The organism is Arthrobacter sp. GQ119 (assembly GCF_059759125.1).
On the sequence record NZ_JCAXEA010000005.1, the window covers coordinates 76,687 to 102,752 of the forward strand.

The window sequence follows — 26,066 nt, forward strand, 5'->3', positions numbered from 1 at the left end:
ACTAGGGTTGAAGCATGACGGAAGCGGCGGAAAACTGATGGCACGGCGTGGCAAGGCCGGCGGCCGGACAGCGGATGCCGGTTCCCGCGGAGTCGTGGAGGCTCCCAGGCGTGCCCGCCCGGATGGACCCGTTGAGGGCGTCTACTACATCGACACCGGGGACTGCGAGCTGATCGCGGACCAGGACAATTCCAACGGCTGGCTGCTGCGCATCAATGGTGTGATGAGTTCGCACATCGACCTCGCCGATCCCCTCTTCCTTGACTTCGAGTACATGCGCTGGATGGCCGCCCTCATCGAGTCGCGCTGGCCCCCTGAATCCCGGCCCAGGCTGCGTGGCCTTCACCTGGGCGGCGGTGCCTGCTCCCTCGCCCGTTACTTTCACGCCGCTTACCCGGAAGCGCGGCAGGTCGTGGTCGAACTGGACGGGAAACTCGCTGAATATGTCCGCGGCTGGTTTGACCTCCCCAAGGCACCCCTGTTGCGCCTTCGTGTAGGGGAAGCCCGGGCCGTGACCGAAACGCTGACGCCGGACACCCGCGACTTCATCATCAGGGACGTCTTCGCGGGTGCATTCACGCCGCGGCCGCTGACAACCGCGGAGTTCACAGCCCACGTGAAACGGGTGTTGGCACCGGGCGGCGTGTATGTCGTGAATTCGGGCGACGGCCCCGACCTCAAGAGTGCCCGGGAGGACGCCGCCGCCATCGCCGCCGCCTTTGAGTACACGGTGATCGTCGCTGACCCGGCCATGCTCAAGGGACGCCGCTACGGCAACATGGTGATGGCCGGCAGCGACCTGCCGTTCGACGACGATCCCCGCCTGGCGCGCCGGCTCCTCGGAGGCGCCGTCCCCGCCCACATCTGGGACGACACCAAGGTCCGCGCCTTCGCCGCAGGGGCCACGGTCCGCCACGACCCTCCAGCGCCATCGGCTGCTGAGTAAGCGCCCTTTTCAGCCCGCAAACCGGCTACTCGGCAGCGGAGTGGCCGGCGGACGGGCTTCCGCCGCGCCCCAGCAGCGACTCCCGGTTTGCCCGCACCTCTTCGCGCACCGCCTGGACCACGGCCGCGACTGCGGGCCGCCGCATGGAGTCCGGCCGCAGCACCATCCAGTAGGGGAGCCGCTCCGCGACGTGCTCTGGCAGGAGGCGCACGAGGTCATCGTGCCGGTCCGCCATAAAGCACGGCAGGAACCCGATGCCGGCGCCGGCCCGGGTAGCCTCCACGTGGACAAACACGTTGGTGGAGCTCACTCCGTCCCGCATCGCCGGCACCAGGCGCCGCGGGGCATCGAGGTCGTCCACCTGCAGCATGGAGTCCACGAAGTACACGAGAGGGTGCGCCGTGAGGGCCTCCACCGTGTCCGGCGATCCGTTCTCCGCCAGATAGGTGCGGGACGCGTACATGCCCAGCATGTACTCGCCCAGGCGGAAAGCCTCGGCCCGGTGCACCTGCGGCTCACCCACCACCACCTCGATGTCGAGCCCGGAGCGCTGCTGCAGCGCCCGCCTCGTGACGGTAACGATTTCCACGCTGAGGCCGGGATGGTCGCGCCGCAGCTTGGCCACCGCCGGCGCGGCGATGTAGGCGCTGAAGCCGTCCGTCGCGGTCATGCGTACGACGCCGGCCACGGGGTCGGGCGGGCGGCCGGACGGACCCAGCGCGCGCACCGCGGTTTCCACCTGTTCGGCAACCATGACCGCCTGCGCGCCGAGTTCGGTCAGCTCCCAGCCGCCCGCTGCCCGGGACAGCACACGCCCTCCGAGGGCCTTCTCCAAGGCCGCGATCCTGCGTGACACGGTGGTGTGATTCAGCCCCAGAACCTGGGCCGCCGTCGTGAATTTCGCCGAGCGGGACACCGCGAGCAGCACGAGCAGGTCATCGGGGTTGGCTTCCATATCTGCAATTTTGCACGAAATACGTGCTGGATTAGCTATTGAGCCGGGAACTCTCTGCAGCAATACTCAGGTGAACCGAAAGTGCCGTGAGGCGGCACGTGTCAGCGCGGACACTTTGAGGAGCAGAACATGAGCGGAAAGACCCTGAACGGCCGCAAAGCCGTGGTGACCGGCGGCGCCAGCGGGATAGGCGCCGCCTGCGCCCGGGAGCTCGCCGCCCGTGGCGCCAAGGTAGTGGTGGCGGACGTGGACGAGGCGGGCGCTGCCGCCCTCGCCGACGAACTGGGCGGCACGGCCTGGGCCGTGGACCTTCTGGACGTGGATGCCTTGGCGGCCCTGAGCCTGGACTGCGACATCCTGGTCAACAATGCCGGCATTCAGCACATCAGCCCCATCGAGGACTTCGAGCCGGCAGCCTTCCGCCGGATCCTCACGCTCATGCTTGAGGCACCCTTCCTGCTGGTGCGGGCGGCCCTTCCGCACATGTACGCCAACGGATTCGGCCGCGTCATCAATCTTTCGTCAGTGCACGGGATCCGGGCCTCGCCGTTCAAGAGCGCCTATGTCTCCGCGAAGCACGGCCTGGAAGGGCTGAGCAAAGTGACCGCGCTGGAGGGCGGGGAGCACGGCGTCACGTCCAACTGCATCAATCCCGGGTACGTCCGCACGCCGCTCGTGGAGAAGCAGATTGCCGACCAGGCCCGCGTCCACGGCATCCCCGAATCGGAAGTCCTCGCCAAGGTCATGCTGACGGAGTCCGCCATAAAAAGGCTCGTGGAGCCTGAGGAAGTCGCCTCCCTTGTGGCGTGGCTGGCTTCGGACGACGCCGGGATGGTCACCGGCGCGAGCTACACGATGGACGGCGGCTGGTCGGCCCGGTAGCCCTGGCTACTCCGCCGGGGTTTCAGCCTGCCTGATGTACTCCTCCACGGCCGACTCCGGAATGCGGTACGACTTGCCGAAACGGACGGAGGCCAGGGCATGGGACTTGACCAGCCGGTAGACGGTCATCTTGGACACCCGAAGGGCCGCCGCTACTTCTGCGATAGTCAGGTATGCGGTAGGCAAATTTGCAATGGACATGGGTTCGCGCTCCTTGGTGGGGACGGGATGCTGGCCACCGGCTAGTCCGGCCGCCTCAGCTGCCGGTGGTCATAGAAATAGACGCGGCCGCCCGACCTGATGCCAACCGACGCTCCGTTGCGGACCTCAACGATGCCTTCCCTTCGGCCATTGAAGGGATCATCGCCCACCACGGCGTCGCCGATCTTGTAGGGGATGGCCGCCGTGCGTGCGCGGCTCAGTGTCTTAGTCAGGAACCCGGACAGCCGTCCGGCTCGGATGGGGGCATCGGCGGTGAACTGGATCATCGTGACCACTCCTTCGCAGTGTGACCTGGCGTCGATTCACTGGCGGTGCCGGGATCCGGTTGCTATTGTCGGAGGGGTCTCCGATCCGGGAGTGCACCGTGCGGACAACAGTAGGCAGTCACACCAAGAGCCACACGAGTAGCAACTACCTCACTTCTCCCGCGGGCGCCTCGCGGAACAAGAGCGTACTACCTGTTTTTGGGAACCGCCCTGCTGGAATGCCGCCGAACAGCGGGCCTCAGCGGTATCCTTTGGGGTCTGCCGGCAGGCCTGCCTCCTGCACCTCCGTAAGGTAGCGCCAGCAGTCCGGCTGTGAGTCGTCGACGTCGGTGAAACCGTACTCCCGGGCCAGGCCGCCGGAGGAGAAAGAGCCCCCTGAACGGCTCATGAGGTCCGGGTCGGCGGCGAGCGCGGCAACGGCGCGGCCGACGAACCGCGGGCTCTCCGAGATCGCGGCGAAGTAGGGGTTTACCGCCGCAGCGTCCCGCCAGTTCGCCTCGGTCACCCCGTAGTGCTCCAGCATCATTTCCGAACGCATCCACCCGGGGGTCAGTGCCACCGCTGTGCACTGGAACGGCCGCAGTTCCTCCGCCTGGCAGAAGGCGAGACGAAGCACCGCCCACTTGGCGAGGTCGTAGAACGCCGAAAGCCGGTAGTGGGTTGTGTTGTAGTCCTGCGTCCCGTCGGTCATCTCAACGACGAGCCCGCCCGGGCGCCGGATCAGCAGGGGCAAGGCGAAATGGCTCGTGACCAGGTGGGTGTCCACGGCGCCGTGCAGCATTTTCAGCCCGGCGTCCAGGCTGTGCTCCCACAGGGGAGTGTCCCACTCAACGAGGTTTTCGCCGCCCCAGACGTCGTTGACGAGGACGTCCAGGCGCCCCTGTTCGTCATCGATGCGGCGCACCAGCGCTTCCACGCCGGCTGCCTGCAGATGGTCGACCTCGACGGCGATCCCGGTGCCGCCTGCCGCGGTCACGAGCTCCGCCGTCTCTTCGATGGTTTCCCGCCGGCCGTACTCCGACGTGCCGTGCCGCGTTGTGCGCCCGGTGCAGTAAACGGTGGCCCCGGCCTCGCCGAGGGCCACCGCCGTTCCACGCCCCGCACCCCGCGTCGCACCCGCGACGAGGGCCACTTTCCCGTCCAGCGGCAAGTCCATGCCTAACGCTAACCCACGGAACTTCGACTGTGGAAGCAGCAGGGGATATCTGGGATTCCAGACACGGCGGCCGCGCCTGCGTATCTTGCAGGCATCGGGGAGGTGCACAGTTAAGTCACGGCTAAGTACGGTATCCCGGACACCAGCGCTTCCTGGGCCGGGGCGACGGAGGAACAGATGGCAGACAGCGCGCTCGCGCGGCGGAAAACAGTGGTCCCCACGGGTGCCGCGAAGGTGGCGTCGAAAGTCCCGGCGGCGGAAAATACCCTCCGCATCCTCAAACTGCTGGCATCCAAGCGGGGGCCGATGGCGGCGTCGAACATTGCCACGGCGCTGGGACTGCCGCGCTCCAGCGTCTACCACCTCCTGGGCGTGATGGAGGCGAACGGTTTCGTCCTGCATCTGCACGAGGAACAGCGCTACGGCCTGGGAATCAGTGCCTTCGAGCTCAGCTCGGCCTATTCGCGGCAGGAGCCCCTGTCGCGCCTCGGACGGCCCGTGCTGGCGTCGCTCGTGGATGCAATCGGCGAAAGCGCGCACCTTGCCGTCCTGCACGGGCGCGACGTGCTCTACATCGTCGAGGAGCGGGCCAAGAACCGGCCGTCCCTGGTCACCGACGTCGGCGTCCGGCTTCCGAGCCACCTCACCGCCAGCGGACGCGCCATCCTTGCCGCGCTGCCCAAGTCCCAGGTCCGCGCGCTGTACCCGAACGCCGCTGCGTTCAGTGCCCGGCACGAGGTGGAGGGGGCGATCATGAAGTACTCGGCGCTTTCCTCGCACCTGGACCAGGTCCGGCAGCGTGGCTACGCCACCGAACACGGAGAGGTGACGCCTGGCTTCGGCTCCATCGCCGCCGCCGTCACGGATCACCTTGGCTGGCCGACGGCGGCAGTCGCCGTCACGTTCCTCGAGGACAAACTGCCGGCGGACGAGTGGCCTGGGCTGGCCGCCCGGGTGCAGAAGGTGGCGAACGAGCTGTCGGTCCGCATCCACGGCCGTCCGGCGCAGTAGGCCTGCACCGGAGCGGCCGCGCCGACGGCCGAGGATGGTGTGCTTACGGCCGGTCGTATGCCATGTCCGCCGGAGCGGCCTGTGCCGCGGGAACCTGTGCCACGGGAAGCTGTGCGGTCTCATCCACGAGTTCCGCCCGGGCGCGGCCATGGCCGCGGACCCACAGCCGGTAGGCAAGCACCAGCACGCCCAGCCAGACTGCGCCCACGTAGAGGGCAACCCTGGAATCTTCAAAAGCGCCCAGGATCACGATCACCATGGCCATGAATGCGATGGTCAGGATGGAGGCCGCCGGCCACCATGGCGAGGGGAACTCCGACGCCGGCAGGCCCTTTCGGGCGATCTCCCGTTTCATGGCCACATTGGAGGCCAGGATCATCACCCACACCCAGACGGTGGCGAAGGTGGCGATCGAGGCGATCAGCAGGAACACGTCCTTGGGCATGACGGCGTTGAGGACCACGCCCACCAACAGGACGCCCGCCATCATCACCACGGTCATCCACGGAACCCCGTGCCGGGACACCTTGCCGAAGCTGGCCGGTGCGTGGCCCTGCCGGGACAGGCCGAACAGGATGCGGCCGGCCCCGAAGATGTCGCTGTTGATGGCGGACAGGGCGGCCGTTATCACCACGGCGTTGAGGATGTGCGGGGCGGCGGGGATGCCCAGGCCGCTGAAGATCTGGACGAACGGGCTGCCGTTGGTGCCCACCTCATTCCAGGGGAAGAGGCTCATCAGGACGCCGAGGGTCAGCACGTAGAACAGCAGCACGCGGACCGGCACGGTGTTCACTGCCTTGGGAATGACCTTTTTGGGGTCGGCCGCTTCGCCGGCCGTGACGCCGATGGTTTCTATCCCGCCGAACGCGAACATCACGACGGCGAATGAGGCCAGCAGCCCTTCGAAGCCGTTGGGGAACATGCCCCCGTGCTCGACGAGATTGCCGATACCCGGGGCGACGGTTGCTCCGCCTGCCTGGAACCCGAAGACGATGATGGCGGCACCGCCGGCGATCATCGCAATGATGGCCACCACTTTGATCAGGGAGAACCAGAACTCCAGTTCGCCGAAGACCTTGACGCTGAGCAGGTTGAGGGCGGCAAGGAAGAAGATGATGGCCAGGACCCAGATCCACCGCTCCACCTGCGGGAACCAGAACCCCATGTAGATGCTGAACGCCGTGACGTCCGCAATGGCCACGATCGCCATCTCGAACACGTAGGTCCAGCCGGTCACGAACCCGGCGAGGGGGCCGAGGTAGCGGCTGGCGTACTGGCCGAAGGAGCCGGACACAGGGTGCCGCACGGCCATCTCACCCAGGGCGCGCATCACCATGAACACGGCAGCTCCGCCGATCATGTACGCGAGGAGGACTGCCGGGCCGGCCTTCTGGATGGCTGAGGCGGAGCCATAAAACAGGCCGGTGCCGATTGCCGATCCTAAGGCCATAAAGCGGATGTGGCGGACATTGAGCCCGCGGTTCAGGACGGTGCCGACGGTCTTCTCCACCGCGGCGCCCACGGTGCTGCCGGCATTTGCGCTGGTTTCGGGCGCGGCCGGTGGGCTGTTTTCGGGCGCGCCTGTTGAGGCTTCTGTTGGGGCTTGCTGCATGCCAATACCTTCTCGTCATTGGGAGGGGGATCGCTATCCAGCAGACCATTGCCGGCTCGCAGGTGATGTGCCTCACGGAGCTTTGGTGTCTTTGATTCCAGACTGTCCGGGCTGTCCAGGCTGCTCCCGGCGGAGCGCGAACGGACACTTGTGATCCCGGGGCAGTGGGGTGAGCCGTGCTTGCGCCATCAATAATGTCAGTGCCCACTGAGATGCTTTGGGCATGGAAAGCAGAGCCGCTGTGGAGGCGTTGAAGGCCGTGGAGGCCTCCCTCGCGGCGCTGGCTGTTGTCGTCCGCCGCGGGGCGGCCACCCTGGGCTCGGCCGCTGCGGACCCTCTTCGTGATCACGCGGATGCGTGCCTGGACAGCCTGGCTGAGGTGGCCAAGGTGGAAGCAGGAATGGCCGCCCTGAAAGTGCACCTGGCCGCTGGATATGCCGGTGCCGCCATGGCCATGGCAGCACCGGGCATGTCCCCGCAGGAACAGGCCGCCCAGGACATGGCGATTACCGCGGAGGTCGCATGCGTCCTGACGGTCAGCGAACGCACGGCCGGGGCCTTCCTGTCCGAAGTCCGCACGCTCACCACCGCCCTGCCGCTGACGTTGTCCGCCCTGCAGGCCGGGAGTATTTCGTGGCAGCACGCCCGGGTCATGATCGACGAAAGCGCCAACCTTGACGGGGGAGGGGCCACGCGCATGGAGGCGCATTTCCTGGACAAGGAGGCGCCCAGCCCGGCACGGGGCTGTCCGGCCGGGGAACTTGTGCCAGCCCGGTTCCGTGCCAAGGCCCGGACCTGGCGCGAACGGCACCACCCGGTCAGCATCGAAAAGCGACATTCCCGCAGCGTCGCCGACCGGCGGGTTGAGTACACACCGGACCGCGACGGCATGGCCTGGCTTTCTGCCTACCTCCCTGCCGGCCAGGCTGCCGGTATCTGGGACCGCATCACTACCGCCGCAAGAGCCTTGCAGGGACCGGAGGAGGCCAGGACCCTTTCGCAGCTTCGTGCGGATGTCGCCGCCGCCTGGCTCCTCACTACTGGCCGGGAACGAACAATGTCCGGCACTGCGGAAGGCATGGAAGACGGCATCCTCGACGACGCCATCCCTGAAGACGGCGTGCGGGCAAGCCAACCGCCATTCGGTGAAGTTCCGTCTCCGGCAGCCCAGGTCCTCATAACCGTTCCGGTGCTCTCGCTGCTGGGTCTGACTGACGAGCCGGCCATGTTGGACGGGTACGGCCCGGTTCCGCCGTCCATGGGTCGCGCCCTTGTGGCGGACGGGGCGTCCTCGTTCCTGAGGGTGCTGATTGACCCGCGTGATGGCGCGCCCTTGGAGATCGGACGGACCAGTTACCGGATCCCCAAAGCGCTGCGCCAATGGCTGCGGCTGAGGGACGGCAAATGTCCGTTCCCCGGCTGTAACAACCATTCCCTCGACAACGACGCAGATCATCTCCTTGCCTGGGCTTCCGGCGGGTCCACCGGGATCAGCAACCTGGGCCAGCCCTGTCCCAAACACCACCGCCTCAGACACACCACCGCATGGACGCCCACCCCCGCCAGTGCCAACGATCCGCCCGGCTGGACTTCACCCACGGGCCGCAACTATGCCAGTGAAGAACCCGACTGGGAACCACCACGATGGCCGAGCGAGATCCTTGCCATGGCCAACAATATTGGCCCCGGAACGCCCGGAACGCCCGGAACGCCCGGGCAGCCTTACAACAACCGTGGCTCCGCGGTGCCCGGAACTCCTGGCATGGACAGTGACCGCGACCTGGTGGCCCCCGAAGACCTGCTGCCCGAGATCGAACTGACGGATCATCCCCTGGCCGAGGACCCATTCCGCGACTGGGCGGACTTTCTGTCCTCGGAGTCATACGCGGCCCTCCAGGAAAACGCAGTCCTCTAGGAAAATGCGGCCCCCGCCGCCATCTCCTGCTCAATATGCGTCGCAACTCATGGCGGCGGCTTGCGTTCCTTGCCGTCCCGATGGCCGCTGGTCCTCCTTCGCAGGACAGGGGAAGGGTGCGTCTGGAATACCGGACAGCACCCGTTCGAAAGCCCTGTCGGGCCTGTCCCCGAGGGGCTTTAGTTGATACAGAAGCACTTCACCGAACCACCCCAGCAACACGAAGGAGCCCCTCATGGCACCCGCCGACTTCACCACCGGTGCCCGCCCGGTCAAAGCAGCCCGAGGCACCGAGCTCACCGCAAAATCCTGGCAGACGGAAGCCCCGCTGCGCATGCTCATGAACAACCTGGACCCAGAGGTGGCCGAACGCCCGGACGATCTGGTGGTCTACGGCGGCACGGGTCGCGCCGTCCGCTCCTGGGCCGCGTTCGACGCCATCACCCGGACCCTGGAAACCATGGAAAAGGACGAGACCTTGCTGGTCCAGTCCGGCAAGCCTGTGGGTGTGTTCCGCACCAACGAGTGGGCGCCGCGCGTGCTGCTGGCCAACTCCAACCTCGTCGGCGACTGGGCCAACTGGCCCGAGTTCCGCCGGCTCGAGGCCGAGGGCCTGATGATGTACGGCCAGATGACCGCGGGCTCATGGATCTACATCGGCACCCAGGGCATTTTGCAGGGCACGTTCGAGACCTTCGCCGCCATCGCCCGCAAGCTCACCGGGGACGAGAACGGCACCCTCGCCGGCACCCTGACCCTCACCGGCGGCTGCGGCGGCATGGGCGGTGCCCAGCCGCTCGCCGTCACACTGAATGACGGTGCCTGCCTGATCGTCGACGTCGACGAGACCCGCCTGCGCCGCCGGGCGGGCAAGCGCTACCTCGACGAGGTGGAAACCGACCTCGACACCGCCATCGCCAAAGTGCTCAAGGCCAAGGAGGAGCGCCGCGGCTGGTCCGTCGGTTATGTCGGCAACGCCGCCGAGGTCTTCCCCGAGATCCTGCGCCGCCACAAGGCCGGCGAACTCACAGTTGACATCGTCACGGATCAGACGTCCGCCCACGATCCGCTGAGCTACCTCCCCGAAGGCATCTCAGTGGAGGAATGGCACCGCGAGGCTGAGGCTGACCCGGAAGGCTTCACGAAGAAGGCCCAGGCGTCCATGGCCAGGCACGTCCAGGCCATGGTCGAATTCCAGGACGCCGGCGCCGAGGTGTTCGACTACGGCAACTCCATCCGCGATGAGGCCCGGAAGGGCGGTTACGCCCGTGCCTTCGAATTCCCCGGCTTCGTCCCCGCCTACATCCGGCCGCTGTTCTGCGAGGGCCTGGGACCGTTCCGTTGGGTCGCGCTCTCCGGAGACCCGGAGGACATCGCCGTCACGGACCGGGCCATCAAGGAACTCTTCCCGGAGAACAAGCACCTGCACCGCTGGATCGATGCCGCCGGTGAGCGCGTGGAGTTCGAAGGGCTGCCGGCGCGCATCTGCTGGCTGGGCTACGGTGAACGGGCCAAGGCCGGGCTGCTGTTCAACCAGCTCGTGAAGGAAGGCAAGGTCAGGGCGCCCATCGTGATCGGCCGCGACCACCTCGACTCCGGCTCTGTTGCCTCGCCTTACCGCGAGACCGAGGCCATGGCCGACGGCTCTGACGCCATCGCCGACTGGCCCCTGCTTAATGCCCTGCTCAACACGGCCTCCGGTGCCACCTGGGTCTCGATCCACCACGGCGGCGGAGTCGGCATCGGCCGTTCCATCCACGCAGGCCAGGTCTCTGTCGCGGACGGCAGCGACCTCGCGGCCGAGAAGCTCGAACGGCTCCTCACCAACGACCCCGGGATGGGCGTCATCCGCCACGCCGACGCCGGCTACGACCGCGCACTCGACGTCGCCAAGGAACGCGGCGTCCGCATCCCCATGCAGGAGTCCGCAGACTCTGCAGAAGCAAAGAAGTAGGAACACCACCATGACAACGATTACCCACGAACCGCTCACCGTCACCCTCGGCTCCAGCGGCGTGACCCCCGAGGACGTCGTCGCCGTCGCGCGCCATGACGCCAAGGTGACCATCTCCCAGGAAGCCTTGGACACAGTGGCCAAGGTCCGCGCGCACATCGATGACCTCGCCTCCAGCGATGTCCCTGCCTACGGAATCTCCACCGGATTCGGCGCGCTCGCCAACCGGCATATCCCCAATGAGCTCCGCACACAGCTGCAGAAATCGCTCATCCGGAGCCATGCTGCCGGCATGGGGCCTGCAGTGGAGCGCGAAGTGGTCCGCGGGATCATGTTCCTGCGCGCCAAGACCCTCGCCTCCGGCCGCACCGGCGTCCGGCCTGTCGTGCTGCAAGCCATGGTTGATGTGCTGAACGCCGGCATCACACCGGTGGTCCGGGAGTTCGGTTCGCTGGGCTGCTCCGGCGACCTCGCGCCCCTCTCGCACTGTGCCCTGGTGCTCATGGGCGAGGGCGAAGCCACGGGGCCTGACGGTGAACAGTATGGCGGCAAGGACGGACGCCCGGTGGCAGAGCTCCTCGCCCGGCACGGAATTGAGCCGGTGGTCCTCGCGGAGAAGGAGGGCCTGGCACTGGTCAACGGCACCGAGGGCATGCTGGGCATGCTCCTGATGGCCATCGCGGACATCCGGCAACTGCTGACGACGGCGGACATCACCGCAGCGCTCAGCGTCGAGGCGCTGCTGGGCACCGACCAGGTGTTCCTGCCGGAACTCCACGCCGCACTGCGCCCGCATCCCGGGCAGGCCGCCAGCGCCGACAACATGCTGCGGGTCCTCTCCAACTCACCGATTGTGGCCTCGCACCGCGTCGGGGACTCCAAGGTCCAGGACGCCTACTCGCTGCGCTGCGCTCCCCAAGTGGCCGGCGCGGTCCGGGACACCGTGGACCATGCGGACCTTGTTGCGTCACGCGAACTGGCTGCGGCAATCGACAACCCCGTGGTCCTCCCCGACGGTCGCGTCTCCTCCAACGGAAACTTCCACGGCGCCCCGGTGGCATACGTGCTGGATTTCCTGGCTATCGCGGTCGCGGACCTCAGCTCCATCGCGGAGCGGCGGACCGACCGCATGCTGGATCCCGCCCGCTCCCACGGGCTGCCGGCGTTCCTCGCGGGCGATCCGGGAGTGGATTCGGGGCTGATGATCGCCCAGTACACGCAGGCGGGGCTCGTGTCGGACAACAAGCGGCTGGCGGTTCCTGCCTCGGTGGACTCCATTCCAAGCTCCGCCATGCAGGAGGACCACGTGTCCATGGGCTGGCACGCCGCACGCAAGCTGCGGAAGGCCGTGGAGAACCTGCGCCGCGTCCTGGCGGTGGAACTGGTGGCGTCAGCACGCGCCATCGACATGCGCACGCAGCTTTCGGGAGGGGTCCTGACTCCGGGGCCAGCGGGTGCCGCGGTCATTGAAGTGCTGCGCAGCGTGGTCCATGGTCCCGGCACGGACCGGTACCTGTCGCCGGAACTGGAAGCGGCGGACAGGCTCGTGGCGTCAGGCGAGGTGCGGGCGGCTGCCGAATCCGCCGTCGGCAATCTCGCCTAAGGCTGAACAATGTGCGGCGCCGGGAAACATTTTCCGGCGCCGCCGAAATACTGTGCAACGCTGCGGGTTCCCGCGGCCCGATTGTAGTAGAACTGAAGATGTAGTGAAAGTCACATCAACGATGCTGTGGCGCAAGAACATCCACAAAGGGGTAGAAGTTCAAATGAAAGCACGCGGGGCAGTCCTGTCCAGACGTATCGCACACGCTGCTACGGTTTCCGACTGGGGATCATTGCAGGCGGGCGAGCGTGTCGAGATCCTCAAGCATGCGCACGTCATTGCGACTGGCGAGGTTGAGGAGATCTCACGGAGCGGCAACGTCCTCTGGCTTGTGGGCAGCGGTCATTCCGACTCGCAGCCCTTCATGAAGTCGGACGGCGTGCAGGTCCGGCGGGCCTAGTCCACCGGCACGTACACAGGGTTAGGCACACAAAAGCCCCCGACCCTGGCATCATCCAGCGCTGTTAGGCGACGGATGAGGTCAGAGGCGGGGGCTTTTTGCGTGTTAGGCTGCGATGTCCTCGTGCGTTTCGCCGAAGGGGACGGACTCGTCGAGGGCGACGGTGTAACGGCCGGGCTCGATCCGGGTGACGCGGATGCCGCAGGTGCCCTCTTGGGCCGCTGTTTCGATGAGGGCTTCAACGGCGCTCTCCAGGCCCTCGTGGACTTGGTCCGCGCTGGTGAAGGCCAGGTGGATGGACCGGGAATCCGAGGAGCCAGACGCGGTTGAAGAAGCGGTTGGGCGCTCCATGGTTGCTGTGCTCATGTACCGAACTTTCTGTATTTCAATGCCGAGGCAGAGACCAGTCTACCCTCTATAGCGGCAAACGTAAGATGACTGGCATTTGACCCGTGTGTTGACAGAGCTTGTCAGGTCAGCCTGCTTCGCCGGAACAACGGACGCCGTGCCCGGTTCGCGGCTAGTGTTGGTCACACCCCGCCCGCGCCGGATTGGAGGCGACCATGTTTGAAGCCGCAAGCATCATCTTCGCCGCGGCCGGTCTGGCCGTTTTTACCGCGGCCGTCCTGCCCAAGCTCCTCCGCAATGCGCCGTTCTCCATGCCCATGGTGTTCCTGGCCGCCGGCTTCGCCGTGTTCTGGCTGCTGGGCGACCTCCCGGACCCGGATCCCGTCCAGCACGCCGACTTCACGGTGCACCTGACGGAAGTCTGCGTCATCATCTCGCTGATGGGCGCCGGCCTGGCACTGGACCGTCCCGTTGGACGCCTCCGCTGGGCCACCACCTGGCGGATGCTGGGGATTGCCATGCCGCTGTGCATGCTCCTCCTGACGCTGCTGGGACTGTGGGTGCTGGGACTGGGCCTTGCCGCTGCCGTGCTGGTCGCGGCCGTCCTTGCGCCCACCGACCCGGTGCTGGCGTCAGAGGTCCAGGTTGGTGAGCCCGCCGACGAGGTCGACGAGGCCGACAAGGAGGACGAGGTCAGGTTCGGGCTCACATCCGAGGCCGGGCTCAACGACGGTCTCGCCTTTCCCTTCGTGTACCTGGCCATTGCCATGAGCGTCGTGGGCACGTCGCCCGCCGACTGGTTCCCGGAATGGTTCGCCGTGGATGTCCTGTGGCGCACGGGCATGGGCGTGCTGCTGGGATTCGGAACAGGCAAGGTGCTGGCCCGGCTTTTCTTCTCTGCACGGCACGACAGCATCCGGCTCTCCAACCACTCCGAGGGGTTCGTTGCCCTTGCCGCCACGTTCCTGGCCTACGGAGTGACCGAGATGATCGAGGGCTACGGCTTCATCGCCGTTTTCGTGTGTGCCGTGACCATCCGGGCGGCAGAGCATACCCACGGCTACCACAAGGTCCTGCACTCGTACGTGGAACAGCTCGAGCGGCTGATGACCGTGGTAATCCTGGTCCTTCTCGGCGGGGCCATCGCCAGGGGACTGCTGGCCGGAGTCGGCTGGGCGGAGGTGGCCGTCGCACTGGCCTTCCTGGTTCTGGTCCGTCCGCTGTCCGGCTGGCTGGCCCTGGCCCGGGGCAAGACCGGTCCGAGGGAACGGATCGCCATTTCCTTCTTCGGCATCCGGGGCATCGGCTCGCTCTATTACTTGGCCTACGCGCTCGGCAAGGGCGAGTTCGGTGGCCAGACGGACGACCTGTGGGGCATCGTGGGGCTGGTGGTGGCAACGTCCGTGGTGCTGCATGGTGCCACCACCGCGCCGGTGATGCAGCGGCTTGACCGGCTCCGGGAACGCCGGGCGGCCGAAAGGTTCGGCGACGAGGGGAAGGCGCCGCACACTCCCGTTTGAGGCGCTCTTGTCCGGTCCCGCCTGCGGGTCCCGGCAGGCTGTGTGGCCTGCATACAGGGCAACGCGTATCCTGAAGTCAATCGGATGCATGGTGAGCTGGAAGCGTGGCAGTAATGAGGTTTTTGTCGCGGACTGGGCGGGCCTTGTCAAGGATGCTCGGATTCCTGCTCGTCAGCGCAATGTGCGGTGTCCTGGTGGCGAGCTTCCTGGTGCCCGCCGCGGCCCTGGCCGGCACGACGGTCAGCAGGTCGATCGACTATTTCAACAGTCTTCCCACGGAACTGACCGTGCAGCCGCCGTCGCAAACCACCAGGATGGTAACGGCGGACGGGAAGCCGATTGCCACGTTCTACGCGGAAAACCGCGTTCGGATCCCGCTTGACAAGATGTCCCCGTTCATCAGGAACGCAGTTGTGGCCATCGAGGACACACGCTTCTACGAGCACAGCGGCGTGGACGCCCAGGGCGTTCTCCGGGCGCTGACCAGCAACCTCACCCGCGGCGAACGGCAGGGCGCGTCCACGCTGACCCAGCAATACGTCACCAACATCGTCAACGAAGCCATGATCTCCGCCGGGCGCGAGGACCAAGTGGTCCTCAGCGGGCAAAAGAGCATGGGTGACAAGCTGCGCGAGATGCGCCTGGCCATTGCGCTGGAAAAGAAATACACCAAGGACCAGATCCTTGAGGGGTATCTCAATATCGTCTTCTTCAACCGCAGTGCATATGGCATCGAGGCGGCCGCCCAGTACTACTTCAGTGTTCCTGCCAGTAAGCTCAGCCTGCCGCAGTCCGCGCTGCTGGCCGGACTGGTCAACAGCCCCAGCTTCTACGATCCCGTGGCCAACCCGAAGAACGCCATCCAGCGGCGCAACCAGGTCCTGGATTCCATGCTGGCCGAAAGCATGATCACCAAGAAGGAGCACGCCGCCGCCAAAGCTGCACCCATCGGGCTCAAGCTCCGGCCGTCAAGGCAGGGCTGCGCAGCCGCCACGATGGCCCCGTATTTCTGCGATTACGTGAGCCACCTGATCCTTAACAACCCCGCGTACGGCGCCGACACTAAGGCCCGGGAGCAAAAGCTGTACCGCGGCGGCCTGACCATCACCACCACACTCGACAGCCGGCTGCAGACGGCTGCCCAGGCGCAGGTGGACGCCACGGCCAAGCCGAACCCGGGCAAATGGGGCGCCTCCCTGGTGTCGGTGCAGCCGGGAACCGGCAAGATCCTCTCCATGGCGCAGAACACGGTATTCCTCCCGCAGCCCGGGAAGTTCGATACGCAGCTCAACTTCAACGTGGACTCCAGGGACCCCAACGGCAACGACCTCAATGGCGCCGGCGGATTCCAGCCCGGGTCGACCATGAAACCGTTCACCTTTGCGGAGTGGCTGAACCAGGGCAGGACCATAACGGAAAGCGTGGATGCGTCCAAGCGTGAATATCCGCTCGGCTTCAAATGGCGGTCCTCCTGCGGCAAGGTGGCCGGCGCGTACAGCACGAAGCAGCGCAGGGCGGGCCTCGAGGCGGCCGATGACCTGCAGAACGCCGACGAGGGCTATTACCGGAAGATGCCGGTCAACTACGGGCTGTACAACTCCATCAACACGGCAACGTTTGCCTCAGCGGCGCAGCTGGATTTCTGCGGCATCCAGAAGATGGTCAACGCAGTGGGCCTCCACAGCGGGTTGGACGGCTCTCCCATTAACATGCACCAGCTGGGCAACGTGCTGGGCGGCACAGGCGTGGCACCCCTTCACATGGCCAACTCCTTCGCCACCTTTGCCGCCGACGGCCAGTACTGCGCCCCGATCGCCATCCTGCGGGTAGCAGACCGGGCCGGGAAACCGCTTCATGCGCAAACCCCCAAGTGCCAGGACGCCATAGACCGGGACGTCGCACGGGGCGTGACCTCCGTGCTCCAGGACGTTCTCAAGGTGGGGTCGGGGATCCACATCAACCCCAAGATCTCCGGGCGGCTGCCGGTGGCGGCCAAGACGGGCACGAACAACAGCAACGGTGCCAGCTGGGTGGTTGGCTACACCTCGGGAATCGCCACGGCATCCTTCTTCGGCGACGCCCTGGAGGGCCAGAAACGTGCGGGCCGGAACCTGACTATCAACGGAAAGTTCTATTCGCGCATCGACGGCTACATGATCGCCGGGCCGCAGTGGGCGAATTACACGAACAAAGTGGCAGGACTGTATCCGGCGGAAGCATTCCCAAAGCCGCCGTCCTCCATGGTCAAGAAGGCCTCCCCGAAGGCGCCCGCCGCTTCGTCCAAGTCCAAGGACCGGGCCGGCTTCTCTGACTAGCTGCGGCCTGGCTGCGATCCTGCTGCAGCGATCCTGCTGCAGCGATGTGGGTCAGTGACGCGTGTCCAGCAGGGTGTTGACGAGCCGCGCTGCCACCCGGGCGGTGCGGCCGTCGATGTCGAAGGCCGGATTCAGTTCCGCCACGTCCGCGTGCAGGAGCTTCCCGCTGGCGGCTGCCTGGCGGCATACAGCTGAGACCAAAGGCAGGGGGACGCCGAATGCCGCCGGCGCGCTCACGCCCGGAGCCACCGCCGCGGGCAGCACGTCGAGGTCGATGGTCAGGTACAGGACGTCAATGTCCGCCAGAAAGTCAGACACGAACGATTGCACCGCGTCCTGGGTGCAGTCCTCGTCCAGGAGATATTTCACTCCGAGACGATCGGCGGTGGAGAACAGCGCCTGCGTGTTGTTCGGTTGGGAAATGCCGACGACGGCGTAGTTCAGTTCGCGGCCCGCGGCGGCCTCCGCCTGGGCCATCTGGAGGAACGGGGTGCCGGAGCTGGGGGCAGGTTCGTCGCGGAGGTCGAAATGGGCGTCCAGGTTGAGGACCCCGAGCCGCTGCCCGCCGCGGACGGCCTCGGAGCCGGCGACACCGAGGTAGCTCGCAAAGGCCGTCTCGTGGCCCCCGCCGAGCAGCACAGTCAGGTTGCCCGTATCAAGGAGGGACGAGACCGCCACGCCGGCCCGCGCCTGGCCGGCTTCGAGGTGGCCGTCCCGGACTGACACGTCGCCGGCGTCGAGGACGGGTCTGTCCAGGTGAAAGGCCAACGGGCCCAGCGCACCGCGGATGGAGGCGGGCGCTTTTGCGGCACCGGTCCGGCCCTTGTTGCGGCGCACGCCCTCGTCGCTGCAGAATCCGAGAATCACGGCAGGGCGCGAGGCTGGTGTCGACGTTCTCCCCGTGGACTCGGCTGGCGAGGCAGCCCGGACGGGCGGGTCGGGGCGCAGCGGACTGCGGTCCTGCCGGGCTTCTGCATACGGGGTCACCGCCTGCCACCACCGGCGGTGGGCTGCACCGTCACCGTCGAAACGGCCCGTCCACGGGTGGGGCTGAACATCGACCGAGAGCGCGGGAAAATCCATGCTCCAAGCTCACCGCACGGAGGGAGCGAAAACCAGCCATGCCGCCGTCGGGATGTCTGAAATCCCGGAACCTCCTCCCGCGAGATGACATTTGGCGGCAGTATTCCGGAGAAACACTGCCGTCAAATTCCTTCTGGATGCCCGGCGGGGCGGCATCAGGCCATGCCGAGCGCCTGTTCGATGGGTCCGATGGCGAAGAACAGGACGAATGCTGCGGCCACTGCCCACATGAGCGGGTGGACCTCCCGGGTGCGGCCCTGGAATGTGCGGATGAGGACGTAGGAGATGAACCCCGCGCCCAGGCCGTTGGCGATCGAGTAGGTGAAGGGCATCAGAGTGAACGTGAGGAAAGCAGGAATGGCGATGCCCCAGTCCTGCCAGTGGATCTTGCCCACCTGGGCCACCATCATGAAGCCGACCACCACGAGGGCGGGGGCCACGGCCTCGAACGGCACCAGGTTGATGAGCGGGGTGAAGAACATGGCCACGAGAAACAGCAGTCCGGTCACGATCGAGGCAAGGCCTGTCCGGGCACCTTCGCCGATGCCCGCGCCGGATTCGACGTAAATCTGGTTGGAGGACACGGACGCACCGCCGCCGACGATGGCGCCGAGGGCGTCCACCTGCAGCACACGGTCAACGTTGGGGATGTTGCCGTCCTTGTCCACCGTTCCTGCCTCGTTAGCCAGGCCCACCATGGTCCCCATCGCGTCGAAAAAGATGCTCAGCAGGATCACGAACGCGAGGAGCGCGGCCGCCACGAAACCGAGGTGCTCGAAGGCGCCGACGGGGTCCGCCTTGCCAATGAGGGAGAGGTCGGGGGCAGCCCATTCGGTGAACGTCGGAGCGACCAGCGACCAGCCCTGCGGGTTGTAGTTCGTGCCGTCGAAGCTCGGTCCGATGCGCAGCGTGACCTCAAGGATCACGGACAGGATGGTGGAGACGATGATGCCGATCAGAATGGCGCCCCTGATGTTGCGCACCAGCAGGGCTATGGTCAGGATCAGGCCGAACACGAACACCAGCGTCGGCCATCCCAGAAGTTTGCCGTCAAATCCGAGGCCCAGGGGGACGGTGGTGCCGGCGGCGTCCGGGATGCGGCGCACAAAGCCGGCGTTGACCAGGCCGATCAGGGCTATGAACAGGCCGATCCCCACCACGATCGCCGTCTTGAGCCCGTCCGGGACAGCCTTGAATACCGCGGTCCGGAAGCCGGTCAGGACCAGGATCAGCATTGTGGTTCCGGAGAGGACAACCAGGCCCATCACGTCCGGCCAGGTCAGTCCAGGGTTGGTGGCTACCGTGACTGCTACGAATGCATTGACGCCCAGTCCGGTAGCGATCGCGAACGGGTGCTTGGCCCACGCACCCATGAGGATCGTCAGGATGCCCGCAGCGAAGGCGGTGACGGCCGCCACGGCGGGGAAGCCGAGGGTGGCACCCGAGGAGTCCGGGCCGGAAAGAATCAGAGGGTTCAGCACCACGATGTAGCTCATGGCGAAGAACGTGGCAAAACCGCCGCGGATCTCGCGGGAAAAGTTTGACCCCCGTTCGGAAATTTTGAAATACCGGTCCAGTGCAGAGCCCTGCTTAAGCATTAGTCCTCCGGGGGTTTGTGGGGATGCTTGCATCCTATTCGGTCAGCGGGATGCTCCCCGGTGAATTCGCCTAGTCTGTAAGGAAGCCAACACGAGGAGAAATCCGCCCATGCATTCCATCCGCCAACTGCTGACCGCCGTCCTGGGCGCCGTCGGCTTCGCTGCCCTGCTTTGTGTCGCCGGTCCGGCCTCCGCCCACGACGCCGCCGTGTCAAGCAGCCCCGCCGACGGCGCCACCGTTGCGGCGCCGCCCGCCAAGGTATCCATCACCTTCAACAACAACCCGATGGGGTTGGGTTCGCAGGTGCGAGTCAATGATGCCGCCGGCGCGGACTGGGCGGACGGCAAGGTGGAGATCGTTGACAACGTGGCCTCGCAAAAACTGCGCGAGGGAGCCCCCGCCGGCAAGTACACAGTGCTGTGGCGCGTGGTCAGTTCGGACTCGCATCCCATCGAGGGGACGTTCACCTTTACGGCAACCGCCGGGGCGGAAGGCTCGACGGCGGCGGCGGCGGTTCCCACGGTCGGCACACCGCAGCCGGGTGTCACCCCGGCCCCCGAGGCTGCGCCGGACGCTTCGGAACCTTTCCCGTGGAGCCTTGTGGTGTTCGTCGCCGTGGCCGTTGGCCTGCTCGTAACCCTTGGCGTCCTGGCACGCCGCAAGCTGGTTGTGGGGAACGATGAAGAGGACCCGCACGCCGGGGACGCGGCCGCAGGCGGCGCGGGCGCTAAGAGTCCTTAGAGCACAGGGCCTTAGACCGGGGCGGGGAGGGCCGCGAAGCTTCCCGTCAGGACAGACGGGACGCTGTCAGGGTTAACCTTGGCCGAAATTGCCCGGCCCACCACCTTGGCCTGCCGCAGTACCTCCTTGGGGGTAGGGGTGATGAGTTCGCCCACCCCCACGAGGTAGATGCCGACGGCGCGCATGGCGGCCACCAGGTTCTGGCCGACGGAGATGCCCAGATCGGTGAGCATCCGGCGCAGTTGGCCGTTGGCACACCGTGTGAGGATGATGTGGTCTGCCAGCAGCACGCCGTCGGGGGTATGGACCGCCCAGCGGTGGCGGGAATCGCCGGCCGGCGCAGAACCCATCTTGTCCAGCAGCACCGCGGAGGTGTCGTTCCGGATGTCCAGCTGGTGGCTCGCGGCGTAATTGCGGAGGTGGCGGATGATCTCGTTGCGCTCCTCCCTCGACGAGCCGCCGGGGTCACCGCAGCGTTGCGGGGGTGCCGGCTGGGAGGCCTGGGACGAACCGGGGAACTGCAGCCCGTTCACGGTTATCGAGTCCACGCCGCAGCGGCGGAGTTCGGTGGCAACGGCAAGGCCGGGAAGGCCGGCACCTATGACCACGGCGGTGGTACGTTCTGCCCTGCTGAGACCAGGCGTGCTTGACACTACAGCGTCCTCCTCGAAAATTTCGAGGTGCAGGGGCATCGGCGCCCTGCACCGTCCGCTGCCCCAGCAAGCAGACATAAACCATTGTCCGAACGTGTTGTGGCACACAGATATCGGATCAACAGCGCCTCGAAGACTACAGACTTTTTCGGCCGCTGGGTAGCCCATCCCGGACATTGAATGGGAAGCTCCCGGGGAGCAGGACCGAGGCTGGGGAGGGCATCCTCTGACGGGGCCCGGACGCGCGCGAAAAAGCGGGTGCAGGAGTTGCCTTCAGGAGCCCTTTGGCCTGCTTGCTAAGTGCTCTTCGACCGAGAATAGTTATGACAAAGAGCAGGTCTTTTACAATTCGGCAAAGAAGACCTGCCGGGTGACGGCGAAGGTGCCTCCTTCTGGCACAATGGCCGCATCACCAGGGCAGTACGCGAGGAGGCGGACCCACAATGGGCGCACACGAGTTGCATCCGGACCCGGCACGGGATGGCGGCGGCAGGTCCGCCAGGCCCGAGGGAATAGTGGTCGGCGTCGACGGCTCGGACCATGGGCAGTGCGCCCTGGTGTGGGCGGCCCGCGAAGCCGAGCGCCGCCGTCGTCCTCTCCACATAGTCACGGCCTACTCGGTTCCCATTTTCGCGGCGTCAGGCCTCGACGGCGGGTACGCCACCGTCGACGACTCCGTGATCCGTGAGGGTGCCGAGGCCATTCTGCAGCATGCCGTGGACAAGGTCGCCGCCTACAACATCGACGTCTCGGCCGCCGTCGAAAATGGGGACGCCTCCGGCGTCCTGCTGGAATTGTCTGAAACCGCTGAGCTCCTGGTCGTTGGAACGCGCGGACGGGGCGGCTTCGTGGGGCGGCTTCTGGGCTCTGTCAGCAGTGCGATGCCGGCACACGCCAAGTGCGCCACGGTCACCGTACCCCTGATCTGCGCAGACCGGCTGGGAGAAACCACGCAGGACAAGCACATCAGGGCGGAGCAGGCCAAGGCCGGCCGCAAGCCCGTGGAAAACGTCGTCGTCGTCGGCGTGGACGGCTCCGAACAGGCCCGCGTGGCGGTCCTCGAAGCCGCGGCCCAGGCCGAACGGCTCGGCGCACCGCTTCGGGTGATCTGCGCGGTGCCGCAGTACAGCGGCTCGCTGGCGTGGGTTCCCGCGCCAATGGACCGGGAAGCCCTGTTCGCCGACATTCAGGTCCAACTGAAGGCCGGTGTCGCCTGGCTGCAGAGCCACTACCCAGGGCTCGCCATCGAAACCCGGCTCCTGGACGGATCTCCGGTGGACGTGCTGGTGGACGCGAGCCGCCACGTTGAGCTGGTGGTCGTGGGTACCCGGGGCCGCGGCGGTTTCACCGGCATGCTCCTCGGGTCCACGTCGGACGGTGTTTTGCACCATGCCAAGAGCCCGGTCATGGTGGTGCCTGACAGGGAGGACCCGAGGCTTGCGGACCGTGCCAGCTTCGGGCCGATGCTTGGCGACTCATAACCCATGAGCGCGCTGGTCCTCGGCCTGGGCGCTGTCAACGCCGGCATGCTGCCCGAGGTGGGCGGCAAGGCCGCGAACCTTGGTGAGTTGCTGGCGGCCGGGTTGCCTGTACCGGAGGGCTTCTGCCTCACCACCGCTGCGTACCGTGAGGCGGCGGCTCCGATCGGACTCGACGAACTGCACCGCTCCCTGAAGGCCACGCCCGCCGACGACCTGGAAGCCCTCTCGGGCCTGGCCGGCAAGGTCCGTAGCCTGATCACGGCGGCTGAACTGCCGCCCGGAATCGCTGCCTCGCTGCGGTCGGCCTACGGCGCACTGGGCACCGCCGGGCAGCCGGACGCGCCGGTGGCAGTCAGGTCCTCGGCCACGGCCGAGGACCTGCCGTTTGCCAGTTTCGCCGGGCAGCAGGACACCTATCTGAACGTGGTCGGCGTGGACTCCCTGCTGGCCGCCGTGCGGAACTGCTGGGCATCCCTCTGGACCGACCGTGCTGTTGCCTACCGCGCCAGCCGCGGCATCGACCCGTCCACGGTGGCGCTCGCCGTCGTCGTCCAGCGCATGGTGGAAGCTGCCGTTGCGGGAGTCATGTTCACCGCGAATCCGGTGACGGGCCGCCGCCGCGAGTCAGTGATCGACGCCAGCCCCGGCCTGGGCGAAGCCGTGGTGTCCGGCGCCGTCAATCCCGACCACTTTGTGGTGGACATTGCTTCCGGGACCATCCTTGAGCGGCGGCTGGGAGATAAACGGCTCCTGATCCGCCCGGTGCCAGGGGGCGGCACCGAACACGTGGACCGGTCCGCCGCAGGAGGAAAGCCCTGCCTCACGGACCCCCAGATCCGCGAACTGGCCGCGCTGGGAAGCCGGGCAGAAGCCCACTATGGCGCTCCGCAGGATACCGAGTGGGCCATCGATGCTGCGGGCAAAGCCTGGCTGACGCAGTCACGCCCCATCACCACCCTCTATCCCGTGCCGGAGCGAATGCCGGAGGCCGGAGACGCGGCCGGCAGGGAGGGCACGCGCATCTTTCTCTGCTTCAGTCTTGCCCAGGGACTGACGCGGCCTCTTACGCCAATGGGGATCGCAGCCCTCCGGATCTTCGGGTCTTCGGTGGCCCGGGCTGCATCCTTCGATGTGCCCGATGCCAGGACAGGCCCTCCGCCTTTCGCCGAAGCGGGCCAGCGCATCTTCATCGACCTGACGGGCGTGGCCCGGAGCACCGTGGGACGCTTTATCGTCCCGAAGGCGTTTGACGTCATGGAGGCGCGCTCGGCAGCCGTGCTGCGCAGCGTCTTCACCGACCCGCGGTTTTCAGTCACCCGGCGTACGCCATGGGGACTGCTCCGGCGGGTGGGACCGGTGGTCCTGCGCGGACGCGTGCCGGAGTCCCTGTTGCGTGCCCTGCTCCAGCCGGAAGCCGCGCTCCGCCGCGTTGACCGTTTCACCAGGAACTTCAGCGACGCCTTGGAGCTTCCGTCCGGAGCGTCTCCGCTGCGGCGGCTGGATCACGCGGAGCGCGTGCTCGCACGGGTCTTTCCCATCGCGCCGGCCATCCTTCCGCTGCCTGCGCTCGGCTTTGCCCTCCTGGCCGTCGCTGGCAAACTGCTGGGCGGACGCGATCGCCGCAGGGATCTGCAGCCCATTCTTCGCGGGCTGCCCAACAACGTCACCACTGAGATGGATCTGGAGCTGTGGCGGCTGGCTACTGAAATCCGTTCGGACCGCGACTCGCGCCTTGCGTTTGAGGACCAGCCTCCCGCCGTGCTCGCCCAGCGCTTCAACGCCGGGAATCTGCCCGCCACGGCACAGCAGGGGCTGGACGCCTTCCTGGAACGGTACGGGCACCGGGCAGTTGCCGAAATCGACGTCGGCATGCCGCGCTGGAGGGACGATCCCACCCATATCCTCGGCGTCCTTGCCAACTATCTCCGGCTCGAGGATTCCGCGCTCGCCCCGGACCGCCAGTTCCGCCGGGCCGAGGCTGAGGCCGAGGCCCAGTTTGCCCGCCTCGTCGCGGAGGCCCGGTCAAGGGGCCACGTCCGCGGCGCCATTGTCCGGGCCGCACTGCGGCGGGCGCGGCTCTTTATCGGCCTGCGCGAACGTCCCAAGTACCAGATAGTTCTGGCGCTCGCGGAGGTCCGCAAGCAAGTGGCAGCCGCGGGGGCCGAACTGGCACGCCAAGGACGGATTGCCCGGGCCGGCGACGTTTTCTTCCTGGACTTCGCCGAGGTGCGGCAGGCCCTGGGCGGCACAGACATGCAGGACCTCGTGGCACGGCGGCAGGGGGCCTACTATCTGGAGCTGGCCCGGCGCCACATTCCGCGGATGCTGCTGTCCGACGGCACCGAACCTGAAACTGTGCTGGCAGCGGGTGCCGCCGTGGACGGCTCGCTGGTCGGTAGCCCGGCGTCCGCGGGAATCGCGACCGCGCCGGCGCGGGTCATCCTGGACCCGGTGGGGGCACACCTGGAACCGGGCGAAATCCTCGTGGCCCCGTCCACGGATCCGGGGTGGACCCCGCTGTTCCTCACCGCCGGCGGCCTCGTCATGGAAATGGGGGGCCCCAATTCGCACGGCGCGGTGGTGGCGAGGGAGTACGGCATACCCGCCGTGGTCGGCGTCCCGGACGCGACGTCCCGCCTCCGGACGGGCCAGGAAATAACGGTCGACGGCGGCGCCGGCACCGTGGTGCCCGGCAGCTAGAAGCCCGCGCAGTCAGATGCTACTGCGGGCGCTCGGCCACTTCCTCCTCCGGACATAGCGGACAATGAGCCAGACAACGAAGAGCCCGAGGCCCGTATACACGGCAAAGTTCAGGTACCGCGAGTACTGCTCGACCATGGAGTATTGGCGCCCGAGGATGGATCCCAGACTGACCAGGGTACCGTTCCAGATGCCGCTTCCCGCGATGGTGAAAAGACTGAAGGTGCCCAGATGCATCCGCTGGGCGCCTGCCGGCAGCGAGATGAAGCTTCGCACACCCGGAAGCAGCCGGCCAAAGAATATGGCGGATTTGCCGTGGCGCCGGAACCAGTCATTTGCCGCTTCGAAGTCCTCACGGTCCACGAGGGGGAGCTTGGAGAGCAAACGTATTGACCGCTCGAGCCCCACCTTGACGCCCAGGAAATACAGCGCCAGGGCGCCCAGATAGGCGCCAAGTGTGCTGGTGACCAGGACCAGGCCCAGGTTCATGGTGCCCTGGCGTGTCAGGAAGCCGGCGAGCGGAAGGACGACCTCGCTGGGGATCGGCGGGAACACTGTTTCGGTCAGGGTAAGCAGCCCGACGCCCCATTCCCCCAGCGCCTCGATGGCCCGCGCCGCAAACCCGACAATTCCGGTCATCTCATCTACCTGACTGGAGGCGGCGGTCGGGGTGCGCATTGTTCAGGGCTCCTGAAGCTGGATCA

At 66.7% G+C, this 26,066-nt stretch carries 22 protein-coding genes; 12 read left to right on the forward strand and 10 right to left on the reverse strand.

Translation table 11 applies throughout. The annotated features are described in order from the left end of the window. Positions 1–37 precede the first annotated feature (37 nt). Complete coding sequence (locus tag AC6CH3_RS06305; RefSeq protein WP_498131613.1) at positions 38–946, forward strand: spermidine synthase; 909 nt, start codon at positions 38–40, stop codon at positions 944–946. A gap of 25 nt (positions 947–971) precedes the next feature. On the opposite strand, the gene AC6CH3_RS06310 is transcribed toward AC6CH3_RS06305, so the two are convergent. Then, complete coding sequence (locus AC6CH3_RS06310) at positions 972–1,901, reverse strand: LysR family transcriptional regulator (RefSeq protein WP_498131614.1); 930 nt, start codon at positions 1,899–1,901, stop codon at positions 972–974. Between the two features lie 129 nt (positions 1,902–2,030). On the opposite strand from AC6CH3_RS06310, the gene AC6CH3_RS06315 reads away from it, so the two are divergent. Next, positions 2,031–2,783: a 3-hydroxybutyrate dehydrogenase gene (locus AC6CH3_RS06315; RefSeq protein WP_494033317.1), complete on the forward strand. Its 753-nt coding sequence runs from the start codon at positions 2,031–2,033 to the stop codon at positions 2,781–2,783. 6 nt (positions 2,784–2,789) lie between these two features. Here the strand turns inward: AC6CH3_RS06315 and AC6CH3_RS06320 are convergent, their stop codons facing one another. From AC6CH3_RS06320 to AC6CH3_RS06330, 3 genes are all read right to left on the reverse strand, one after another. Beyond that, positions 2,790–2,984, reverse strand: coding sequence for an excisionase family DNA-binding protein (locus tag AC6CH3_RS06320; protein ID WP_494033316.1), 195 nt, complete (start codon positions 2,982–2,984; stop codon positions 2,790–2,792). A gap of 41 nt (positions 2,985–3,025) precedes the next feature. Next, positions 3,026–3,271: a hypothetical protein gene (locus tag AC6CH3_RS06325; protein WP_498131615.1), complete on the reverse strand. Its 246-nt coding sequence runs from the start codon at positions 3,269–3,271 to the stop codon at positions 3,026–3,028. Between the two features lie 238 nt (positions 3,272–3,509). Then, on the reverse strand, positions 3,510–4,427 hold the full coding sequence (locus tag AC6CH3_RS06330; protein WP_498131616.1) for an SDR family oxidoreductase: 918 nt from the start codon (positions 4,425–4,427) through the stop codon (positions 3,510–3,512). Positions 4,428–4,604: 177 nt separating this feature from the next. On the opposite strand from AC6CH3_RS06330, the gene AC6CH3_RS06335 reads away from it, so the two are divergent. Further along, a complete protein-coding gene (locus AC6CH3_RS06335; RefSeq protein ID WP_498131617.1) occupies positions 4,605–5,438 on the forward strand; it encodes an IclR family transcriptional regulator in 834 nt (277 codons plus the stop codon). 43 nt (positions 5,439–5,481) lie between these two features. Here AC6CH3_RS06335 and AC6CH3_RS06340 read toward each other — a convergent pair whose 3' ends face one another. After that, the gene (locus AC6CH3_RS06340; RefSeq protein WP_498131618.1) at positions 5,482–7,050 is read right to left on the reverse strand and encodes an amino acid permease; all 1,569 of its coding nucleotides are present in this window, start codon (positions 7,048–7,050) and stop codon (positions 5,482–5,484) included. A 223-nt stretch (positions 7,051–7,273) separates the two neighbouring features. Between AC6CH3_RS06340 and AC6CH3_RS06345 the strand changes: the two genes are divergently transcribed. The 4 genes from AC6CH3_RS06345 to AC6CH3_RS06360 all read left to right on the forward strand — a co-directional run bounded on the left by AC6CH3_RS06345 (position 7,274) and on the right by AC6CH3_RS06360 (position 12,922). Continuing rightward, positions 7,274–8,965, forward strand: a complete 1,692-nt coding sequence (locus AC6CH3_RS06345; RefSeq protein WP_498131619.1) for an HNH endonuclease signature motif containing protein — start codon at positions 7,274–7,276, stop codon at positions 8,963–8,965. 235 nt (positions 8,966–9,200) lie between these two features. Next, positions 9,201–10,919, forward strand: coding sequence for a urocanate hydratase (hutU, locus tag AC6CH3_RS06350; RefSeq protein WP_498131620.1), 1,719 nt, complete (start codon positions 9,201–9,203; stop codon positions 10,917–10,919). 10 nt (positions 10,920–10,929) lie between these two features. Next, entirely contained in the window at positions 10,930–12,522 is a 1,593-nt protein-coding gene (hutH, locus tag AC6CH3_RS06355; protein ID WP_498131621.1) for a histidine ammonia-lyase, read from the forward strand. 163 nt (positions 12,523–12,685) lie between these two features. Further along, a complete protein-coding gene (locus AC6CH3_RS06360; protein ID WP_400577580.1) occupies positions 12,686–12,922 on the forward strand; it encodes a hypothetical protein in 237 nt (78 codons plus the stop codon). A 105-nt stretch (positions 12,923–13,027) separates the two neighbouring features. On the opposite strand, the gene AC6CH3_RS06365 is transcribed toward AC6CH3_RS06360, so the two are convergent. Next, positions 13,028–13,288: a hypothetical protein gene (locus tag AC6CH3_RS06365; RefSeq protein WP_498131622.1), complete on the reverse strand. Its 261-nt coding sequence runs from the start codon at positions 13,286–13,288 to the stop codon at positions 13,028–13,030. Between the two features lie 197 nt (positions 13,289–13,485). Between AC6CH3_RS06365 and AC6CH3_RS06370 the strand changes: the two genes are divergently transcribed. Continuing rightward, complete coding sequence (locus AC6CH3_RS06370; RefSeq protein ID WP_498131623.1) at positions 13,486–14,790, forward strand: cation:proton antiporter; 1,305 nt, start codon at positions 13,486–13,488, stop codon at positions 14,788–14,790. Positions 14,791–14,903: 113 nt separating this feature from the next. After that, positions 14,904–17,105 (forward strand): transglycosylase domain-containing protein, encoded by a 2,202-nt coding sequence (locus AC6CH3_RS06375; RefSeq protein ID WP_498131624.1) that lies wholly within the window; start codon positions 14,904–14,906, stop codon positions 17,103–17,105. 51 nt (positions 17,106–17,156) lie between these two features. On the opposite strand, the gene hutG is transcribed toward AC6CH3_RS06375, so the two are convergent. Further along, positions 17,157–18,188 carry a formimidoylglutamase gene (hutG, locus tag AC6CH3_RS06380; RefSeq protein WP_498131625.1) on the reverse strand — a complete coding sequence of 344 codons (1,032 nt, stop codon included), beginning with the start codon at positions 18,186–18,188 and terminating at the stop codon, positions 17,157–17,159. Between the two features lie 155 nt (positions 18,189–18,343). Continuing rightward, positions 18,344–19,786 carry an NCS2 family permease gene (locus AC6CH3_RS06385; RefSeq protein WP_498131626.1) on the reverse strand — a complete coding sequence of 481 codons (1,443 nt, stop codon included), beginning with the start codon at positions 19,784–19,786 and terminating at the stop codon, positions 18,344–18,346. A 109-nt stretch (positions 19,787–19,895) separates the two neighbouring features. Here AC6CH3_RS06385 and AC6CH3_RS06390 point away from each other — a divergent pair, with 109 nt between their 5' ends. Further along, complete coding sequence (locus AC6CH3_RS06390) at positions 19,896–20,528, forward strand: copper resistance CopC family protein (RefSeq protein ID WP_498131627.1); 633 nt, start codon at positions 19,896–19,898, stop codon at positions 20,526–20,528. A gap of 11 nt (positions 20,529–20,539) precedes the next feature. Here AC6CH3_RS06390 and AC6CH3_RS06395 read toward each other — a convergent pair whose 3' ends face one another. After that, positions 20,540–21,181: an FAD-binding protein gene (locus tag AC6CH3_RS06395; RefSeq protein WP_498131628.1), complete on the reverse strand. Its 642-nt coding sequence runs from the start codon at positions 21,179–21,181 to the stop codon at positions 20,540–20,542. Between the two features lie 443 nt (positions 21,182–21,624). Between AC6CH3_RS06395 and AC6CH3_RS06400 the strand changes: the two genes are divergently transcribed. Together AC6CH3_RS06400 and AC6CH3_RS06405 are read left to right on the forward strand one after the other, a co-directional pair. Further along, the gene (locus tag AC6CH3_RS06400; protein WP_498131629.1) at positions 21,625–22,662 is read left to right on the forward strand and encodes a universal stress protein; all 1,038 of its coding nucleotides are present in this window, start codon (positions 21,625–21,627) and stop codon (positions 22,660–22,662) included. A gap of 3 nt (positions 22,663–22,665) precedes the next feature. Beyond that, positions 22,666–25,362 carry a PEP/pyruvate-binding domain-containing protein gene (locus AC6CH3_RS06405; protein WP_498131630.1) on the forward strand — a complete coding sequence of 899 codons (2,697 nt, stop codon included), beginning with the start codon at positions 22,666–22,668 and terminating at the stop codon, positions 25,360–25,362. Positions 25,363–25,374: 12 nt separating this feature from the next. Here AC6CH3_RS06405 and AC6CH3_RS06410 read toward each other — a convergent pair whose 3' ends face one another. Next, on the reverse strand, positions 25,375–26,040 hold the full coding sequence (locus tag AC6CH3_RS06410; protein ID WP_498131631.1) for a DedA family protein: 666 nt from the start codon (positions 26,038–26,040) through the stop codon (positions 25,375–25,377). Positions 26,041–26,066: the final 26 nt, after the last annotated feature.

What these genes read in the sequence shown, in the direction of transcription:
- AC6CH3_RS06345 (WP_498131619.1), top strand. Translation starts at nt 7,274, where the DNA reads ATGGAAAGCAGAGCCGCTGTGGAGGCGTTGAAGGCCGTGGAGGCCTCC.
- hutU (WP_498131620.1), top strand. Translation starts at nt 9,201, where the DNA reads ATGGCACCCGCCGACTTCACCACCGGTGCCCGCCCGGTCAAAGCAGCC.
- AC6CH3_RS06315 (WP_494033317.1), top strand. Translation starts at nt 2,031, where the DNA reads ATGAGCGGAAAGACCCTGAACGGCCGCAAAGCCGTGGTGACCGGCGGC.
- AC6CH3_RS06365 (WP_498131622.1), bottom strand. Translation starts at nt 13,288, where the DNA reads ATGAGCACAGCAACCATGGAGCGCCCAACCGCTTCTTCAACCGCGTCT.
- AC6CH3_RS06400 (WP_498131629.1), top strand. Translation starts at nt 21,625, where the DNA reads ATGGGCGCACACGAGTTGCATCCGGACCCGGCACGGGATGGCGGCGGC.
- AC6CH3_RS06305 (WP_498131613.1), top strand. Translation starts at nt 38, where the DNA reads ATGGCACGGCGTGGCAAGGCCGGCGGCCGGACAGCGGATGCCGGTTCC.
- AC6CH3_RS06310 (WP_498131614.1), bottom strand. Translation starts at nt 1,901, where the DNA reads ATGGAAGCCAACCCCGATGACCTGCTCGTGCTGCTCGCGGTGTCCCGC.
- AC6CH3_RS06360 (WP_400577580.1), top strand. Translation starts at nt 12,686, where the DNA reads ATGAAAGCACGCGGGGCAGTCCTGTCCAGACGTATCGCACACGCTGCT.
- AC6CH3_RS06410 (WP_498131631.1), bottom strand. Translation starts at nt 26,040, where the DNA reads ATGCGCACCCCGACCGCCGCCTCCAGTCAGGTAGATGAGATGACCGGA.
- AC6CH3_RS06335 (WP_498131617.1), top strand. Translation starts at nt 4,605, where the DNA reads ATGGCAGACAGCGCGCTCGCGCGGCGGAAAACAGTGGTCCCCACGGGT.
- hutH (WP_498131621.1), top strand. Translation starts at nt 10,930, where the DNA reads ATGACAACGATTACCCACGAACCGCTCACCGTCACCCTCGGCTCCAGC.
- AC6CH3_RS06325 (WP_498131615.1), bottom strand. Translation starts at nt 3,271, where the DNA reads ATGATCCAGTTCACCGCCGATGCCCCCATCCGAGCCGGACGGCTGTCC.
- AC6CH3_RS06330 (WP_498131616.1), bottom strand. Translation starts at nt 4,427, where the DNA reads ATGGACTTGCCGCTGGACGGGAAAGTGGCCCTCGTCGCGGGTGCGACG.
- AC6CH3_RS06405 (WP_498131630.1), top strand. Translation starts at nt 22,666, where the DNA reads ATGAGCGCGCTGGTCCTCGGCCTGGGCGCTGTCAACGCCGGCATGCTG.
- AC6CH3_RS06375 (WP_498131624.1), top strand. Translation starts at nt 14,904, where the DNA reads ATGAGGTTTTTGTCGCGGACTGGGCGGGCCTTGTCAAGGATGCTCGGA.
- AC6CH3_RS06385 (WP_498131626.1), bottom strand. Translation starts at nt 19,786, where the DNA reads ATGCTTAAGCAGGGCTCTGCACTGGACCGGTATTTCAAAATTTCCGAA.
- AC6CH3_RS06390 (WP_498131627.1), top strand. Translation starts at nt 19,896, where the DNA reads ATGCATTCCATCCGCCAACTGCTGACCGCCGTCCTGGGCGCCGTCGGC.
- AC6CH3_RS06340 (WP_498131618.1), bottom strand. Translation starts at nt 7,050, where the DNA reads ATGCAGCAAGCCCCAACAGAAGCCTCAACAGGCGCGCCCGAAAACAGC.
- hutG (WP_498131625.1), bottom strand. Translation starts at nt 18,188, where the DNA reads ATGGATTTTCCCGCGCTCTCGGTCGATGTTCAGCCCCACCCGTGGACG.
- AC6CH3_RS06320 (WP_494033316.1), bottom strand. Translation starts at nt 2,984, where the DNA reads ATGTCCATTGCAAATTTGCCTACCGCATACCTGACTATCGCAGAAGTA.
- AC6CH3_RS06370 (WP_498131623.1), top strand. Translation starts at nt 13,486, where the DNA reads ATGTTTGAAGCCGCAAGCATCATCTTCGCCGCGGCCGGTCTGGCCGTT.